This is a genomic window from Pseudomonas sp. A6 (genome assembly GCF_052367875.1).
GTDB lineage: Bacteria > Pseudomonadota > Gammaproteobacteria > Pseudomonadales > Pseudomonadaceae > Pseudomonas > Pseudomonas citronellolis.
In genome coordinates, this window is the sequence record NZ_CP198970.1 from 7,149,127 (window position 1) to 7,166,053 (window position 16,927).

The following is a 16,927-nucleotide window of genomic DNA, read 5'->3' on the forward strand; positions in this document are numbered from 1 at the left end:
CCGGTTGGCTACCAGCTGCCATAGGGAATGCCATGCTTTTCGATGTAAGCCTTCGAGGCTTCGGAAAGCGGTCGATGTTTACCGCCTGAGGTGCCGTTATAAGGTCCCTTGGGCTCGACTTCAGCCTGGGCTCGCAGGATTTCGATGCTCTCGCCGCAAGTGCTTTTTACCCAGGCCCGAACTACACCGCCAGGAGCTAGCCCAATGGTCAACGCCTCTCGGTAGGCACTGTAGGAGCAGGGCGGATCGAGTCTTTCAACCATCAGTTGCCGCGCTCGCTCGGGGATATCAAGAGTCACCCGATAGGTCTGCGGCTCGGCCAGGGATTGCCAACGCACAAAAATGTGCTTGGGCAGATCAGCTCCATCGACATACCGGCCGGCTCCCCACCCCACCCGCGGCCCCCAGCCCTTGGCGTTCCCTTCCAAGTTTTCTGGAGTGCTGATGGACACGGTCCCTCCACCCATATGGGGAAAGAAACGGCCACGGACATCCTCCACATCCGCCGTCTCCACCCACACTTCCATATAGTCCGGCGCCAGGAAGCCCAACCGCCAATACCGGTAGGGCAGGTCACCAGCGCCCTTGTCGGCTTGGGCGCAGCCACCCAGTAGCGCCAAGCACAGCATCAGTACAAGTCTTTTCATCAGGCATCCTTCCTTGGTGGCTGGTCGGCATAGCGAGCACGGCCGCCATCGGCCGGGCGGTTGGGGAATACCACATCGACGCGGCTGGAGCCCTGACCAATTTCCGCATTCCAGTTCGAAGACTGATGAATATAGCGCTGACGCAGAAGCGCCTCTTGCTCAGGTGCAAGCCGGCCATTGCCGCGCCTAGCCCAGTCGATCAAGGCGGCGCTGATAGGCTGCAACTCCTCGGGCAACGACAGCGAGTCATCGCTTTCATCAATGAAATCCAAAGGCACCCCCGCCTCCCGCGCCAGCGCATGCATCACCCGCAAATAAACCCGCGACAGGTGGCCACGGACCCGGCGCCGCAGCAGCGGCGCCGCCAGTACGTATTTCATGCTATCGCGCCGGTCGCCACTGTAGGGCGCATAGTGCTCCCAGACGTCGGTCGTCAGGCTGGCCGAATCATCCTGCGGGTCGAGCAGGTCGGCTCGCTGGAGGTAGGCCGTGGCTTGTTCGGCATTGCGGTAGGCGAGGGTTCGCTGCGCCGGGGTATCCCGGCTGACCCAATCGCTGAGTGGGCGTCCCAGGTAGAGGCTTTCCTCCATCTCCGGCGGGTAACCGCCGCCGAGATCGGAGTGGGCGCCTGGCAGGCTGAGTTCCTGGAAGGGCGCGCTCACGCGGCTGAGCGGGAAGTTGTAGCGGTGTTCGTCGCGCGCGGTGAGGTGCACCACATGCTCGGCACAGCCCCATGGCAGGTAGAGGTCCACTTCGCCATTGAGTGCATCGCCGGGCACGCCCCAGGCGCCCAGGCCGCCTACCGAGAGCACGGTATCGAACAGGCCGATGAAGGTAATGCGCACATCGGTGCTCAAGGCGAAGCCCGGGGCGAACGCCTGGCGATTGTTCTGGACCAGTTCGTCGAGCGGCCCCTGCTCAGCCTTGAGTACCTGGTTTACGAAATGTCGCGCAGCCGCCGCCCCACGACTGAAACCGAAGATATCCAACTCCAGCGTTTCAATGGCATGTTCATGGTTCATATCCATGATCTGCCGGACAGTTTTCTTTAACGAGACAAAGGCCTCCTCAACTTTGGCAAGTACACCGGTGCTACCACGCCCCAGAGCCTGTCCTGGTAAAAGTGTGTCCGGGCCGCCTATTGTGGTTCCTATGCCTGTGACATAGATGCGTACAAGGCTCAGTGATTCCGATGGCTTGAGTACTCTGCCCACGTTATCCCGATACAACTCATGCATCCGCCAAACATTGCTCACATCGTTGGCATAGCTGCTATCGGGGTCGAGCTGATAGCGCTTGCAGCGCTCGTAGACCCCACGGGCCGCCTCGTCGTCGAGCTGTTGCGCGGCGGCGCGGCATTGCTTGCCGACTTCGCTGTTCGCGGCATTGTTGCCGGTGCCGTCGAAACCGATGAACACCCGCAGGCGGAGGCGCTGGCGGGTATCGGCTTCGAGTTCCTCTTCCTCCTCCTCTTCTTCCAGCACCTGCGGAAGCTCGTCGGGTGGGTTCGCGGAGGGAGTTGCCGAGCGGGCCATCGCGCTGGGCGCGGCCATTGCACCGGCGCCCTGCAGAGGCGCAGGCGGCGTGAAAGGCGCGGGGGTGTGCTGCTGGCCAATGATCACGCTGCCAGAACCACCGATGACCACGCCGCCGTGGCTGTCGATACTGCCCTGGACCACAGCGGGCCGGCCATTGATCAGGACGTTGGGAATGACCTGGCCGCTGATGGCGGCGCCACAGGTACAAACGTCGCCCTGGCGCGCAGCCGACAGGCCGTCGAACTGGACATCGGCAGAGCCACTGGCGATGGCCGACATGCCGCATCGGGGGCAGGCGACGGCATCGGTGAGACGGGCAGCGGGTTTACCGGTCATGGGCGTCCCCTTTTCTCCATGAAAAGGAGGACGTTGATTGGCCCCGCACACCCTGACAACCGGATAACTCTTAATCCGGTGTGCGAAATATTTGTTCCATCCTGAGGCTCTGTCGACGACAAACGAGAGGAACAGGCCTCTGCTCATCAGCAAGCCCACTCCTACGATCTCATCAGAAATATCACCATATGCGCTCCACCGGCCGCTCCCTATCCTGCACCGGTCACGGCCAGTCCGTGACTTGGGTTTGGCGACCCAATCACTAGCAGGCGCGTAATGCCAAAGGGAGTGCTCTTGCAGCTCCCACAAGCTCGCAGATTCTCTGCAATGCTCGATGGCAGATCGCGCGGGGAGACCTTCGGGTCTGCCGGGTCCTGTTAGCCGGTTCGCCAACCCCGCGCGGCCTGCCTCCCTACGCTTGGCGACGTGTGGTGGCAGCTCTCTTGATGGATAACAGGAGCTAGCAATGCACGACGCATACACCCCCACCTTCTTCATCCGCCACAACCGCCCCCTGCGCGCGGTCATGATCGACAACCAGCCCTGGTTCGCCTCCTACGACCTCGCCCGCCTCCTGGGCATCCGCCGTCCCCACACCTTCCAATACCGCGTCCTGCCCCACGAAACCCGGCGCATCCACCTGCTGTACGAAAGCGGCAGCGAAGAAGCCATCGACGTCCTCAACGAGGCTGCGCTCTACAAGGCCCTGGTGCGCTTCGGCAGCCCGGAAAGCCAGCACCTGGATACCTGGCTGACACGCGAAGTCATCCCCAGCCTGCGCGACCAATTAATGCCGGATGGCCAAGCACCGAGACGGGTGATGATGAGCTGGCAGGCGCGGCGGGTGATGTTGCTGGAGTGGCAGGGCGCGCTTTGGGTGCCCTTCGAGGAAATGCCGCGGCTGCTCGCCGATTGATGGGTATCGCTGCGCTCCACCCATCCTACGGGGGTATCTGCACGCTCCGGCATCAACGCCTGGCACGGACCCGTAGGATGGCGTTGAGCGCAGCGATACCCATCACCCCAAGGCCAAGGACGCGCCATGACTACTTACCGCCGTGACCGGACCCCAGGCGCCACCTGGTTCTTCACCCTGGCACTGCACGACCACCGATCCCGCCTGCTGGTCGAGCACATCGGCCCGCTCCGCGAGGCTTTCCGTTACGTCACCGAACGGCATCCCTGGGCAATCGACGCCATCGTCATCCTCCCCGACCATCTGCATGCCCTTTGCACCCTGCCCGAGGGCGACAATGACTATGCCCTGCGCTGGCGGCTCATGAAGGCGCACTTCTCCAGGGCCCTGCCACGCGGCGAAGCGCGCTCGCCAAGCCGCGCCAGCAAAGGCGAGCGCGGCATCTGGCAGCGCCGCTACTGGGAGCACCGCATCCGCGATGAGCAAGACTTTTCACGGCACGTCGATTACATCCATTTCAATCCGTGCAAGCACGGGCATACGCTGCGGGCGGTCGATTGGCCGTGGTCGTCGTTTCATCGCTATGTGCGCAATGGGGTGTTGCCGGCGGATTGGGCGGGAGGTAACGGGGAGGTCGAGTGGGCGGGGGAGTGAGGGAAATGATGGGTATCGCTTCGCTCAACGCCATCCTACAAACACCGATCCCCCAAGGCCCCGTAGGATGGGTTGAGCGAAGCGATACCCATCACGCCCCACAAACGAAAAAGGCCGATCAAATGACCGGCCTTTCCCTTACCTCACGCCACCTCAGCTATTGCTGGGGAACGCGAACTGCGCCGCCTCGTGGCTCTTGCGTTGCGGCCAGCGCTGGGTGATGGCCTTGCGCTTGGTGTAGAAGCGCACTCCGTCCGGGCCGTAGGCGTGGAGGTCGCCGAACAGGGAGCGCTTCCAGCCGCCGAAGCTGTGGTAGGCCACCGGGACCGGCAGCGGGACGTTGACGCCGACCATGCCCACTTCGATCTCGTCGCAGAACAGGCGGGCGGCTTCGCCGTCGCGGGTGAAGATGCAGGTGCCGTTGCCGTATTCGTGGTCGTTGATCAGTTGCATGGCTTCTTCCAGGCTGTTCACGCGGACGATGCACAGGACCGGGCCGAAGATCTCTTCCTTGTAGATGGTCATTTCCGGGGTCACGCGGTCGAACAGGGTGCCGCCGAGGAAGAAGCCGTTCTCGTGGCCGGCGACCTTGTAGCCGCGGCCGTCGACCACCAGCTCGGCGCCCTGGGCTACGCCGGTGTCGATGTAGCCGGTGACCTTGTCGCGGGCAGCGCCGGTGACCAGCGGGCCCATGTCCAGGCCGCAGGAAGTGCCGGCGCCGATCTTCAGGCCTTTGACCTGCGGGACGATCTTCTGCACCAGGGCATCGGCGATCTGGTCGCCCACGCACACCGCTACCGAGATGGCCATGCAGCGCTCGCCGCAGGAACCGTAGGCGGCGCCCATCAGAGCGCTGACGGCGTTGTCCAGGTCGGCGTCGGGCATCAGCACGGCGTGGTTCTTGGCGCCGCCCAGGGCCTGCACGCGTTTGCCGCGCTTGGTGCCTTCGCTGTAGATGTATTCGGCGATCGGGGTCGAGCCGACGAAGCTCAGGGCCTTCACTTCCGGGGCTTCGATCAGCGCGTCCACCGCGCCCTTGTCGCCGTGCACCACGTTCAGCACGCCTTTGGGCAGGCCGGCTTCCTGGAACAGTTCGGCGATCAGCAGGGTGGAGCTGGGGTCGCGCTCGGACGGCTTGAGGATGAAGGTGTTGCCGCAGGCGATGGCCAGCGGGTACATCCACAGCGGGACCATGGCCGGGAAGTTGAACGGGGTGATGCCGGCGACCACGCCGATCGGCTGGAAGTCGCTCCAGGCGTCGATGTTCGGGCCGACGTTGCGGCTGTACTCGCCCTTGAGGATTTCCGGGGCGGCGGTGGCGTATTCGACGTTCTCGATGCCGCGCTTGAGTTCACCGGCGGCGTCTTCGATGGTCTTGCCGTGTTCTTCGCTGATCAGTTTGACGATGCGCTCTTCGTTGGCTTCCAGCAGTTGCTTGAAGCGGAACAGCACCTGGGCGCGCTTGGCCGGCGGGGTGTTGCGCCAGGCCGGGAAGGCGGCCTTGGCGGCGTCGATGGCCTGCTGCATGGTTTCGCGGTCGGCCAGCGGGACCTTGCGCACGGCTTCGCCAGTGGACGGGTTGAAGACGTCGGCGGTACGGCCGGTGTCGGCGATCAGCTCGCCGCCGATCAGGTGCTTGATGATGGTCATCGTCTTGTCTCTTCTCGCTGAGTGGGGTTTGGAGGAGGAGCGTAAGAGCCCCTCTCCCTAACCCTCTCCCTGAAGGGAGAGGGGATTGTTCGGTGTGTTGGGTGGGCCGCGGGGCTCGCCGGGACGGCCAGGGTAAGCCCGGCCGAACCGGCATGCCTACGCGCGGGCCCGCGGGCTCAGTGTTGCTTGAGCTCGATCTCGATGAAGGCCACTTCGTGGTCGCAGGGGTTGATCACGTTGTGCTCGGTGCCGATCTGGCGGGTGTAGCTCTGGCCCAGGACCAGCGGCGCACGCCGCTCGCCCTCGGGGGTTTCCAGCAGCAGTTCGCCGTTGGTCACCGGGACCACCACGTATTCCATGCCGTGGCGGTGCCAGCCGGTCTCCGCTCCCGGGGCGAAGCGCCACTCGGTGACCAGGACCTTGTCGTTGTCGATCTGCACCGTCGGCACGGCCTTGGGACGCTCGCTCACTTACGCCACCCCGTTCAGCGCTTCGCCGACCGCGTCGAACAGGCGGTCGAGGTCTTCGGGCTTGGCGTTGAAGGTCGGCCCGAACTGCAGGGTGTCGCCGCCGAAGCGCACGTAGAAGCCTTCCTTCCACAGCTTCATGCTGGCTTCGAACGGGCGCACGATGGCGTCGCCGTCGCGGGCGGCGATCTGGATGGCGCCGGCCAGGCCGCAGTTGCGGATGTCGATGACGTTCTTCGTGCCCTTGAGGCCGTGCAGGGCCTTCTCGAAGTGCGGCGCAAGCTCGGCGGACTGCTGGATCAGGTTTTCTTTCTGCAGCAGGTCCAGCGCGGCGATGCCGGCGGCGCAGGCGACCGGGTGCGCGGAATAGGTGTAGCCGTGGCCGAACTCCACCGCGTATTCCGGCAGGTTCTGGTTCATGAAGGTGTCGTAGATTTCGCTGCTGGCGATCACCGCGCCCATGGGCACGGCGCCGTTGGTGACCTGCTTGGCGACGTTCATGATGTCCGGGGTCACGCCGAAGTATTCGGCGCCGGTGGCCTTGCCCATGCGGCCGAAGGCGGTGATCACTTCGTCGAAGATCAGCAGGATGTTGTTGGCGTCGCAGATTTCCCGCAGGCGCTGCAGGTAGCCCTTCGGCGGCACGATCACGCCGGCGGAGCCGGACATCGGCTCGACGATCACCGCGGCGATGTTGGAGGCGTCGTGCAGCTCGATCAGCTTCAGCAGTTCGTTGGCCAGCTCGACGCCGCCGGTCTCGGCCGCGCCCCTGGTGAAGGCCATGCCCGGCTGCAGGGTGTGCGGCAGGTGGTCGACGTCCATCAGCGGGCCGAACATCTTGCGGTTGCCGCCGATGCCGCCCAGGGCGGTGCCGGCGACGTTCACGCCGTGGTAGCCACGGGCGCGGCCGATCAGCTTGGTCTTCTGCGCCTGGCCTTTGATGCGCCAGTAGGCGCGGGCCATCTTGATCGAGGTGTCGGCGCACTCGGAACCGGAGCCGGTGAAGAACACGTGGTCGAGGGTGCCGGGGGTCATCTGGGCGATCTTCTCGGCCAGCTGGAAGGACAGCGGGTGGCCGTACTGGAAGCCCGGGGAGTAGTCGAGGGTGCCGATCTGCTTGGCCACCGCGTCGGCGATTTCCTTGCGCGAGTGACCGGCGCCGCAGGTCCACAGGCCGGACAGGCTGTCGTAGATGCGCCGGCCCTTGTCGTCCACCAGCCAGCTGCCCTCGGCGGCCACGATGATGCGCGGGTCCTTGTGGAAGTTGCGGTTGGCGCTGAAGGGCATCCAGTGGGCCTTCAGGTTCAGGTCGGCGGCGGCCGACGGCGCTACGTTCACTTGCTGGTTCATGGAGCTCGTCCTCGACGACTGTCTTGTTGGGCGCGCAGGCCGCGTCACGCCTGCTGCGATGGCTCAAGATTGGGCCTGACTTAACGTGAGTTAAAGCCTATTCTTCTCACGTTCAGTTTCGATTCGGTAAAACAAAAATGGCGAAAACCCGCAGCCCGTCCCTGGGCCAGGTCAGCGATTTCGAAATACGCCTGCTGCGCATCTTCAAGACCATAGTCGAGTGCGGCAGCTTTTCCGCCGCGGAAAGCACCCTGGGCATCAGCCGCTCGGCCATCAGCCTGCACATGGGCGACCTGGAGAAGCGCCTGGGCATGCGCCTGTGCCAGCGCGGCCGCGCCGGCTTCGCCCTGACCGACGAGGGCCGCGAGGTGTACCGCGCCACCCAGTCGCTGCTGGCGGCGCTGGAAGGCTTCCGCGCCGAGGTCAACGAGCTGCACCAGCACCTGCGTGGCGAGTTGAACATCGGCATCATCAACAACCTGGTGACCCTGCCGCAGATGCGCATCACCCACGCCCTGCGCGCGCTCAAGGCGAGCGGCCCGGGGGTGCGCATCAACATCGGCATGACCACGCCCAACGAGATCGAGCTGGGTGTGCTCGACGGCCGCCTGCATATAGGCGTGGTGCCGCTCATCAGCCCGCTGTCGGGGCTGGAGTATTCGCCGCTGTACGACGAACGGTCGCTGCTGTTCTGCAGCCGCGAGCACCCGCTGTTCGAACGCGAGGACGCCGGCATCACGGTGGCGGAAATCCACGCCTGCGACGCGGTGGCGCCCAGCTACCGCATCCCCGCCGAGGCCCAGGAGCGCCACCAGGAGCTGAACGCCAGCGCCAACGCCTCGGACCGCGAGGGCATGGCCTTCCTGATCCTCACCGGCAGCTACATCGGCTACCTGCCCGACCACTACGCCGCCGACTGGGTGGCCCAGGGCCGCATGCGCGCGCTGCGCCCAGAGCGCTTCCACTACGACATCCCGCTGACGGTGGTGACGCGCAAGGGGCGGCGGCCGAACCTGGTGCTGGAGCGGTTTCTGGAGGCGGTGGCGGAGAGCCGTTGATTCAAAGCCCTTGCCGGCTGCGCCGAGGCGCTCTGCGTAGGATAGGTTGAGCCTGCGAAACCCATGCGGCCACGGTGATGGGTATCGCTTCGCTCAACCCATCCTACGACTGACCCCCAATGCGCACGAATCGCGGACAGAGTCCGCTCCTACAGTTCCAGGGAAGCTCGGACGTAGGAGCGGACTCCGTCCGCGATTGGACACCGACCGCGCCGAACATCCCGGCGCCCCCGTCGCCACACCATCGAATTTGTCTTCCCTGCCACGCAAAAACCTATACCCCCTCCCCGCCGCCCCGCGCGGCGCTTGGCTCGCGGGCCCACAGTTTTTCCCTAGCCTGCGACTACAAAAATCATAATTTCGCTAATGCCCGGGTCTGAACAGAATGCGGCCAACACGCGGTGGACAGTCGCGACCGCAGAACAACAACGATCAGAGTCCGAGGAATCACCCCATGGCCGATCCGAACCAGACCGCCTTCGGCAAGCCCGCCGGCAAATCGCTCGATGGCATTGAAACCGACACCCTCGTGGTGGGCGCCGGGCAGGCCGGCGTGGCCATGAGCGAGCACCTGACCGCCCAGGGCGTGCCGCACATCGTGCTGGAGAAGAGCCGCATCGCCGAAGCCTGGCGCACCGGCCGCTGGGATTCGCTGGTGGCCAACGGCCCGGCCTGGCACGACCGCTTCCCGAACATGGAATTCTCCGTCGGCCCCGACGAGTTCCCGCACAAGGAGCAGGTGGCGGACTACTTCGTCGCCTACGCCAAGCAGTTCAACGCGCCCATCCGCACCGGCGTGGAAGTGAAGAAGGTGACCCGCAACGAAGGCCGCCCCGGCTTCACCGTGGAAACCTCCGAAGGCACCCTGCAGGCCCTGCGCATCGTCTCCGCCACCGGCCCGTTCCAGCGCCCGGTGATCCCGGCCATCGCGCCGAAGGACGAGCGCATCCAGCAGATCCACTCGGCCCAGTACTACAACCCGCAGCAGCTGCCCGAAGGCGCCGTGCTGGTGGTGGGCGCCGGCTCCTCCGGCGTGCAGATCGCCGACGAGCTGAACCGCGCCGGCAAGCAGGTGTTCCTCTCGGTGGGCGCCCATGACCGCCCGCCGCGCTCCTACCGCAACCGCGACTTCGTCTGGTGGCTGGGCGTGCTCGGCCTGTGGGACGCCGAGGAAGTGCAGCCGGGCCGCGAGCACGTGACCATCGCCGTGAGCGGCGCCCGTGGCGGCGAGACCATCGACTTCCGCCGCCTGGCCACCGAGGGCATCACCCTGGTCGGCCTGACCAAGGCCTTCGAAGGCGGCAAGGTGAGCTTCCAGGAAGACCTGGTGAAGAACCTGCAGGCGGGCGACCAGAACTATCTCGACCTGCTGGACGCCGCCGACGCCTACATCGAGCGCAACGGCCTGGACCTGCCGGAAGAGCCGGAAGCGCGCCGCGTCTACCCGGACGCCGAGTGCATCCGCAACCCGATCCTGGAACTGGACCTGGCCGCCGCCGGCATCACCTCGATCATCTGGGCCACCGGCTACGCCGTGGACTTCAACTGGCTGCAGGTGGACGCCTTCGACGACAAGGGCAAGCCCAAGCACCAGCGTGGCGTGTCCCGCGAGCCGGGCGTGTACTTCGTCGGCCTGCCGTGGCTGTCGCGCCGGGGCTCGTCGTTCATCTGGGGCGTGTGGCACGACGCCAAGCACGTCGCCGGGCACATCGCCACGCAACGCAAATACGTCGAATACCAGGACGCCTCGCAGCGCGGGGCCTCCGCTGAATCGCAAGCCAAAAAAGCCGCTTCCTGGGAGTAAGTGATGCCTACCCACACCCGCATCCGCATGTTCAACACCAAGGACACCTACCCGAACCAGTCCCTGGACAACGACCTCTGCCAGGCCGTGCGCGCCGGCAACACCGTGTACGTGCGCGGCCAGGTCGGCACCGATTTCAACGGCAACCTGGTGGGCCTGGGCGACCCGGCGGCCCAGGCCGAGCAGGCGATGAAGAACCTCAAGCAACTGCTGGAAGAAGCCGGCAGCGACCTGTCGCACATCGTCAAGACCACCACCTACATCATCGACCCGCGCTACCGCGAGCCGGTCTACCAGGTGGTCGGCAAGTGGCTCAAGGGCGTGTTCCCGATCTCCACCGGCCTGGTGGTCTCGGCCCTGGGCCAGCCGCAGTGGCTGATGGAGATCGACGTGATCGCGGTGATTCCGGACGACTGGGAAAAATAAGGAGCGGCCCATGACCTTCTCCATCGTCGGCCGTTGCGCCGAAACCGGCCAGCTGGGCATCGCCATCAGCTCGTCGAGCATCGCCGTCGGCGCGCGCTGCCCCTGGGTGCGCGCCGGCGTCGGCGCGGTGGCCACGCAGAACGTGACCCTGCCGGCCCTGGGCCCGCAGATCCTCGACCGCCTGGAAGCGGGCCTGGCGCCGGCCGCCGCGCTGGACCAGGCGCTGTCCAGCAACGGCTACAGCGAGTACCGCCAGGTGACGGTGATCGACCAGCACGGCCAGGTGGCGCTGTTCACCGGCAGCGAGGCGCTGGGCATAAACCACGCAGTGGCCGGCGAGAACTGCGTGGCGGCGGGCAACCTGCTGTCATCCACCGCGGTGATCGAAGCCATGACCAAGGCCTTCGAGGCGGCCGACGGCTGCCTGGCCGAACGCCTGCTGGCGGCGATGCAGGCGGCCATGGCCGCCGGCGGCGAAGCCGGGCCGGTGCATTCGGCGGCGCTGAAGGTGGTGGGCGACCTGGTCTGGCCGATGGTGGACCTGCGCGTGGACTGGGCCGACGAGGCGCCGATCGACGAACTGGAAAAACTCTGGGTAGCCTACAAGCCGCAGATGCAGGACTACATCACCCGCGCGCTGGACCCGACCAAGGCGCCGAGCTACGGCGTGCCCGGCGACGAGTGATATCCAACCTGTAGGAGCGAGGGGGACGCCCAGTTCTTGCTCGCGAACGGCCTCGCAGCGGGGCGGGTTCGCGAGCAAGCTCGCTCCTACGTTTAAAAGAAAGAATGCAGGAGCCGAACATGCCCAGCAGCCGTGACATCCTCGCCAGGCTGATCGCCTTCGACACCGTCAGCCGCAATTCCAACCTGGCGCTGATCAAGTACATCCAGGACTACCTGGCCGGCCTGGGCGTGGACAGCGAGCTGTTCTTCGACGAGGCCGGCGGCAAGGCCAACCTGTTCGCCACCCTCGGCCCGCGCGACCGTGGCGGCGTGTGCCTGTCCGGGCATACCGACGTGGTGCCGGTGGACGGCCAGAACTGGAGCGTCCCGCCCTTCGAACTGACCGAGAACGGCGGCCGCCTGTACGGCCGCGGCACCGCCGACATGAAGGGCTACATCGCCTGCGTGCTGGCCGCCGTGCCGGCCTTCCTCGCCCAGCCTTTGCGCGTGCCGCTGCACCTGGCCTTCTCCTACGACGAGGAGGTCGGCTGCCTGGGCGTGCGTTCGCTGCTGGCGGACCTGGAGCGGCGCGAGCACAAGCCCATCGCCTGCATCATCGGCGAGCCCACCGAGCTCAAGCCGGTGCTCGGGCACAAGGGCAAGCTGGCCATGCGCTGCCAGGTGCACGGCGCGGCCTGCCACTCGGCCTACGCCCCGCAGGGGGTGAACGCCATCGAATACGCGGCGAAGCTGATCAACCACCTGGGCGAGATCGGCACCCGCCTGGCCGCGCCGGAGCGCCACGACCCGCGCTTCGACCCGCCCTACTCCACGGTGCAGACCGGGGTGATCGGCGGCGGCCGCGCGCTGAACATAGTCCCGGCCGAATGCCAGTTCGACTTCGAGGTCCGCGCCCTGCCCAGCGACGATCCGCAGCAGGTCGCCGAGCAGCTGCGCGACTATGCCGAAACCGAGCTGCTGCCGAAGATGCGTGCGGTGAAGGCGGAGGCGGATATTCGCTTCAGTGAGCTGTCGGCTTACCCGGCGCTGGCTACCGATCCGGAGAGCGAGGTGGCGCAGTTGTTGGCGCGGCTCAGTGGGTCGGATGAGTTTTCCACGGTGGCTTTTGGTACCGAGGGGGGGCTGTTCGATCAGGCGGGCATTCCGACCGTGGTGTGCGGGCCGGGGAGCATGGACCAGGGGCACAAGCCGGATGAGTTCGTCAGTGTGGAGCAGTTGGCGGCTTGTGATGGGATGTTGGGGCGGTTGGTGGGGTGGATGAGGGCTTGATGGGTGTCTGCTGGGTGGGTTGGTGCTGTGCTTGAGAGCGCCCTCTCCCTAACCCTCGGCTGCGCGCCCCGCCCTGAAGGGAGAGGGGACCGTTCGGAGTGCGCTGACGTTTCGGCGTTAGCCGGCTCATACCAAGTATCCGGCTGACACCAGATCCCTTCTCGGCACGGACTAGCCCCCTCTCCCTTCAGGGCGGGGCGCGCAGCCGAGGGCTGGGGAGAGGGGCTCTTCAGGACACCGCACCCCCGGTTGGCCCCGTTCGCGAGCAAGCTCGCTCCTACGAAAAGCAGTCCGGTGTCAGCCAATCAGTTTGCGTGCTGCCTGGGTGTGCGCAGCGATCAGGCCCTTCAGGTCCAACCCTTCCACCTCGCCATCCACCACCCGCCAATTCCCCCCGACCATCACCCTGTCCGCCTTGTCCGCCCCACACAGCAACAGCGCCGACAGCGGATCATGGCTCCCGGAAAACCGCAGCTCGTCCAGCTTGAACAGCGCCAGGTCCGCCTGCTTGCCCGGCGCCAGTTCGCCGATGTCGCTGCGACCCAACAGCTTCGCCGACCCCCTGGTAGCCCAACCCAGCGCCCGCTCCGGGGTGATCTCTTCCGCACCGTAGCGCAGCCGCTGGATGTACAGGGCCTGACGCGCTTCGAGGATCATGTTCGAGGCGTCGTTGGAGGCCGAGCCGTCTACGCCGATGCCCACCGGCGCGCCGGCGGCTTCCAGGGCCACGGTGGGGCAGATGCCCGAGGCCAGGCGCATGTTCGAGCTGGGGCAGTGGCAGATGCCGGTGCCGGCTTCGCCCAGGCGCTTTATTTCCTCGTCGTTGAAGTGGATGCCGTGGGCCAGCCAGGTGCGCGGGCCGAGCCAGCCGACGCTGTCGAGGTAGTCCACGGTGCGCTGGCCGAAGCGCTGCAGGCAGAAGTCTTCCTCGTCGAGGGTTTCGGCCAGGTGGGTGTGCAAGCGCACGTCGTGGTGTTCGGCCAGGTCGGCGCTGGCGCGCATGATTTCCGGGGTCACCGAGAACGGCGAGCAGGGCGCCAGGGCGATCTGCACCTGGGCGCCGTCGCCGCGCTGGTGGTAGTCGCGGATCAACCGTTCGCTGTCGGCGAGGATGTCTTCGGCGCGCTGCACCGTCTGCTGCGGCGGCAAACCGCCATCGGCCTCGCCCAGGCTCATGGAGCCGCGGGTGAGCATGGCGCGCATGCCCAACTCGGCGACCACCCCGGCCTGCACGTCGATGGCCTGCTCCAGGCCGTCGGGGAACAGGTAGTGGTGGTCCGCCGCGGTGGTGCAGCCGGACAGCAGCAGCTCGGCCAGGGCCACCTTGGTGGCCAGCGCCAGCTGCTCCGGGGTCAGCCGCGCCCATACCGGGTAGAGGGTCTTCAGCCAGGGGAACAGCGGCTGGTTGACCACCGGCGCCCAGGCGCGGGTGAGGGTCTGGTAGAAGTGGTGGTGGGTGTTGATCAGGCCCGGCAACAGCACGTGCTGGCTGGCGTCGAACACCTGCTCGCAGGGTTGCGAGGGTTGCTGGCCAAGGGCGAGCAGTTCGACGATGCGGCCGTCCTGCACGACCAGGCCGCCACGGGCGTCGAGGCCGTTGGCGGTGAAGATGGCGAGGGGGTTGCGCAGCCACAGGCGGGGGGATGACATGGGTGAATCCTCTGAGTTGCGGAGCCGCCGCCCGAGGCGAGCCGGCTCCCGGTTGTACGGGAAGCCAGCTCAGTGTTCACCCTGTCTGCTGATCCAGGTACGCCTTGACCCGCAGGTCAGGCGTCGGCGCATGGTAACGCCGCCGCCGGCATCCGTCACCAGTCGATCGTCGTCCCCTGGTAGTTCAGGTAGTGCTGGCCGCCGCGCCCGGCGTAGGCCTCGACCTGGTCGATGAGCCCGGCGGCGCTGGTTTCCACGTCCAGCGGCGCGGCCTCGCCGCCCATGTCGGTGCGCACCCAGCCGGGGTGCAGGTTGAGCACCGTCAGGCCGGTTTCGCCCAGCCCGGCGACCAGGCTGCGCGTCAGCGAGTTCAGCGCCGCCTTGCTCGCCCGGTACAGGCCCATGCCGCCGGATTCGTTGTCGGCCACGCTGCCCAGTTCCGAGGTCATGAAGGCCAGCACCCCGCGCTGCGGCTCCAGCAGCGGCAGCAGGCGCTCGGCCAGGCGCAGCGGGGCCACGGCGTTGACCATGAACAGCTCGCCGACCTCGGCCAGGCTGGCGTCCAGCGCCGACTGGTGCGGCGGGCCGTAGATGCCGGCGTTGATGTAGACGAGGTCGAAGCGCTGCCCGGCCAGGGCTTGGGCGAGGCAGTCCTGGGAGGCCGCGTCGTCCAGCACCAGGGACTCGACGCGCACCGGCAGGCTGTCCAGCACGCCGGCATTGGCGGCGTCGCGCACGGTGGCGGTGACCTCCCAGCCGCGCGCCAGCAGCTGGTTCACCAGGCCCAGGCCGAGGCCGCGGGAGGCGCCGATGATCAGGGCGGAATTGGCAGTGCTCATGGGGCTCTCCCCTCGGGATGGAAAAGCCCCAGCATACCCGCTCAATCCTCGCCGCGCAGGCGGTCCAGGCGCAGGCGGTCGCGCTCGTCGGTGAGCCGCCAGGCCGACAGGTACACGGCGCCCAGGGCCGCGGCGAACCCTGCGCCGACCAGCAGGAACATCAGCAGGATCTGGTAGCGCGCGGCGTCCAGCGGGTCCATGCCGGCGAGGATCTGCCCGGTCATGATCCCCGGCAGGGTGATGATGCCGGCGGCGGCCATCTGGTTCAGGGTGGGGATCAAGCCGGTGTAGAGCGCGCGGCGCAGCACCCCGCCAAGCGCGGTGTAGCGGTCGGCGCCCAGGGCCAGGCGCGCCTCGATGGCGGCGCGTTCGCGGGTGACGCTGGCGAACACCTGGTTCAGCGCCAGGCTGGCGGCGTTCATCGCCGTGCCGAGGATGATGCCCACCAGCGGGATGGCATGCCGCGCGTCGTACCACGGCTGCGGCCGCAGACTGCCGGCCAGGGCGAAGAGCGCGATGCCCAGGGTGGCGATGCCGACGCTGCCGCCGCCGATGCCCAGGTGCCAGAACCCGGGCAGCCGGCGGCGTTGCCGCGAGCCGACCTCGAAGCTGGCCGCGGCGAGCATCGCCAGCACCACCCCGGCGGTCAGCCAGGGCGAGGACAGGGCGAACACCTGGCGCAGGAACAGCCCCACCAGCACCAGTTGCACCACCAGGCGCACGGCGCAGACCAGCAGGGTGCGCTGCAGGCCCAGGCGCAGCGCCCAGGACAGCCCGGCGGCGGCCACGATCAGCAGCGCCGCCAGGGCCAGTTCCGGCAGGCCGAGCTGCAGCGGCGTCATGGTTGCACCTCGCCCAGGCCGTGTTCGTCGAGTTGCAGGTGGACGTCCGCCAGGCGCCGCGCCTGCCCGGCATCGTGGCTGACCACCAGCAGGCCCAGGCCCTCGGCCTTCAGTGCCTGCAGCAGTTGCTCGACGCCCTCGCGGCTGGCCGCGTCCAGCGCCGCCGTGGGTTCGTCCAGCAGCAGGAAGCGCGGCCGCTGCACCACCGCGCGCAGCAGGGCCAGGCGCTGGCGCTCGCCTGTGGATAACTGCGCCACCCGCGCCTGCAGCAACGCCGGGTCGAGACGCACCCGCGGCAGCAGCGCCCGCACGGCATCGAGGTCGGCGAAGTGCGCGGCGACGCCCTCCTCCCACCAGCCGGACTCCGCCGCCACGTAGGTGACCAGCCGCCGCCAGGCGCTGGCCGGCATACGCTCGCGCGCCACCCCGGCCAGGCTGACCTGGCCCTGGTTGGGGTCGAGGTCGGCGAGCATGCGCAGCAGCAGGCTCTTGCCGATGCCCGAGGGGCCGCTGAGCACCGTACAGCGACCGGGCGCCAAGTCGAGGTCGAAGGGCCCGCTCAGCGCCCCGCGCAGGCCGCGGGCCCGCAGAGGCCCGAAGGGAATTTCCAAAAGGCTCATGAACTCGCTTCGTCAACGCCAAGTCGCCGAGCATAACGTAGGGCGTATAACCGTTCGCGGTTATACGCCGCTACCCCCATCTCCCCGCCCCTCATAAGCCCAGCCCAGGCGACCCCAAAACGACAAGACCCGGCATCTGCCGGGCCTCGCGGATAAAACGCCCCGGAGCAACCC

Annotated in this window: 16 protein-coding genes; 7 read left to right on the top strand and 9 right to left on the bottom strand. The window is 67.0% G+C overall.

Annotated features, from left to right (window positions below):
- Positions 1-8: 8 nt before the first annotated feature.
- Together ACTWJ5_RS31465 and ACTWJ5_RS31470 are read right to left on the bottom strand one after the other, a co-directional pair.
- Positions 9-647 carry a DUF2931 family protein gene (locus ACTWJ5_RS31465; protein ID WP_444437197.1) on the bottom strand — a complete coding sequence of 213 codons (639 nt, stop codon included), beginning with the start codon at positions 645-647 and terminating at the stop codon, positions 9-11.
- A complete protein-coding gene (locus ACTWJ5_RS31470; RefSeq protein ID WP_444437198.1) occupies positions 647-2,521 on the bottom strand; it encodes a PAAR domain-containing protein in 1,875 nt (624 codons plus the stop codon). Before ACTWJ5_RS31470 ends, ACTWJ5_RS31465 begins: the two co-directional genes overlap by 1 nt.
- Positions 2,522-2,987: 466 nt before the next feature.
- On the opposite strand from ACTWJ5_RS31470, the gene ACTWJ5_RS31475 reads away from it, so the two are divergent.
- On the top strand, positions 2,988-3,437 hold the full coding sequence (locus ACTWJ5_RS31475) for a BRO-N domain-containing protein (protein WP_444437199.1): 450 nt from the start codon (positions 2,988-2,990) through the stop codon (positions 3,435-3,437).
- Positions 3,438-3,563: 126 nt separating this feature from the next.
- Positions 3,564-4,091 (top strand): REP-associated tyrosine transposase, encoded by a 528-nt coding sequence (locus tag ACTWJ5_RS31480; protein WP_444437200.1) that lies wholly within the window; start codon positions 3,564-3,566, stop codon positions 4,089-4,091.
- 153 nt (positions 4,092-4,244) lie between these two features.
- On the opposite strand, the gene ACTWJ5_RS31485 is transcribed toward ACTWJ5_RS31480, so the two are convergent.
- The 3 genes from ACTWJ5_RS31485 to ACTWJ5_RS31495 form a co-directional block, all read right to left on the bottom strand.
- Positions 4,245-5,741, bottom strand: a complete 1,497-nt coding sequence (locus ACTWJ5_RS31485) for a CoA-acylating methylmalonate-semialdehyde dehydrogenase (protein ID WP_074986260.1) — start codon at positions 5,739-5,741, stop codon at positions 4,245-4,247.
- A gap of 176 nt (positions 5,742-5,917) precedes the next feature.
- The gene (locus ACTWJ5_RS31490; protein WP_069862934.1) at positions 5,918-6,211 is read right to left on the bottom strand and encodes a cupin domain-containing protein; all 294 of its coding nucleotides are present in this window, start codon (positions 6,209-6,211) and stop codon (positions 5,918-5,920) included.
- Positions 6,212-7,558: an aspartate aminotransferase family protein gene (locus ACTWJ5_RS31495; RefSeq protein ID WP_285644602.1), complete on the bottom strand. Its 1,347-nt coding sequence runs from the start codon at positions 7,556-7,558 to the stop codon at positions 6,212-6,214.
- Between the two features lie 137 nt (positions 7,559-7,695).
- Between ACTWJ5_RS31495 and ACTWJ5_RS31500 the strand changes: the two genes are divergently transcribed.
- The 5 genes from ACTWJ5_RS31500 to argE all read left to right on the top strand — a co-directional run bounded on the left by ACTWJ5_RS31500 (position 7,696) and on the right by argE (position 12,802).
- Complete coding sequence (locus tag ACTWJ5_RS31500) at positions 7,696-8,616, top strand: LysR family transcriptional regulator (RefSeq protein ID WP_009614289.1); 921 nt, start codon at positions 7,696-7,698, stop codon at positions 8,614-8,616.
- 454 nt (positions 8,617-9,070) lie between these two features.
- Positions 9,071-10,420, top strand: coding sequence for a flavin-containing monooxygenase (locus ACTWJ5_RS31505; RefSeq protein ID WP_253392491.1), 1,350 nt, complete (start codon positions 9,071-9,073; stop codon positions 10,418-10,420).
- A gap of 3 nt (positions 10,421-10,423) precedes the next feature.
- Entirely contained in the window at positions 10,424-10,846 is a 423-nt protein-coding gene (locus ACTWJ5_RS31510; RefSeq protein ID WP_074986270.1) for a RidA family protein, read from the top strand.
- Positions 10,847-10,856: 10 nt separating this feature from the next.
- Complete coding sequence (locus ACTWJ5_RS31515) at positions 10,857-11,531, top strand: DUF1028 domain-containing protein (protein ID WP_444437201.1); 675 nt, start codon at positions 10,857-10,859, stop codon at positions 11,529-11,531.
- Between the two features lie 119 nt (positions 11,532-11,650).
- On the top strand, positions 11,651-12,802 hold the full coding sequence (gene argE / locus ACTWJ5_RS31520; RefSeq protein ID WP_116425786.1) for an acetylornithine deacetylase: 1,152 nt from the start codon (positions 11,651-11,653) through the stop codon (positions 12,800-12,802).
- Between the two features lie 297 nt (positions 12,803-13,099).
- On the opposite strand, the gene ACTWJ5_RS31525 is transcribed toward argE, so the two are convergent.
- The 4 genes from ACTWJ5_RS31525 to ACTWJ5_RS31540 all read right to left on the bottom strand — a co-directional run bounded on the left by ACTWJ5_RS31525 (position 13,100) and on the right by ACTWJ5_RS31540 (position 16,753).
- Entirely contained in the window at positions 13,100-14,452 is a 1,353-nt protein-coding gene (locus ACTWJ5_RS31525) for an 8-oxoguanine deaminase (protein WP_444437202.1), read from the bottom strand.
- Between the two features lie 155 nt (positions 14,453-14,607).
- The gene (locus ACTWJ5_RS31530) at positions 14,608-15,291 is read right to left on the bottom strand and encodes an SDR family oxidoreductase (RefSeq protein ID WP_444437203.1); all 684 of its coding nucleotides are present in this window, start codon (positions 15,289-15,291) and stop codon (positions 14,608-14,610) included.
- A gap of 41 nt (positions 15,292-15,332) precedes the next feature.
- Complete coding sequence (locus ACTWJ5_RS31535) at positions 15,333-16,133, bottom strand: ABC transporter permease (protein ID WP_444437204.1); 801 nt, start codon at positions 16,131-16,133, stop codon at positions 15,333-15,335.
- Positions 16,130-16,753, bottom strand: coding sequence for an ABC transporter ATP-binding protein (locus ACTWJ5_RS31540; RefSeq protein ID WP_444437205.1), 624 nt, complete (start codon positions 16,751-16,753; stop codon positions 16,130-16,132). The genes ACTWJ5_RS31535 and ACTWJ5_RS31540 overlap by 4 nt, the downstream gene beginning before the upstream one ends.
- Between the last annotated feature and the right edge of the window lie 174 nt (positions 16,754-16,927).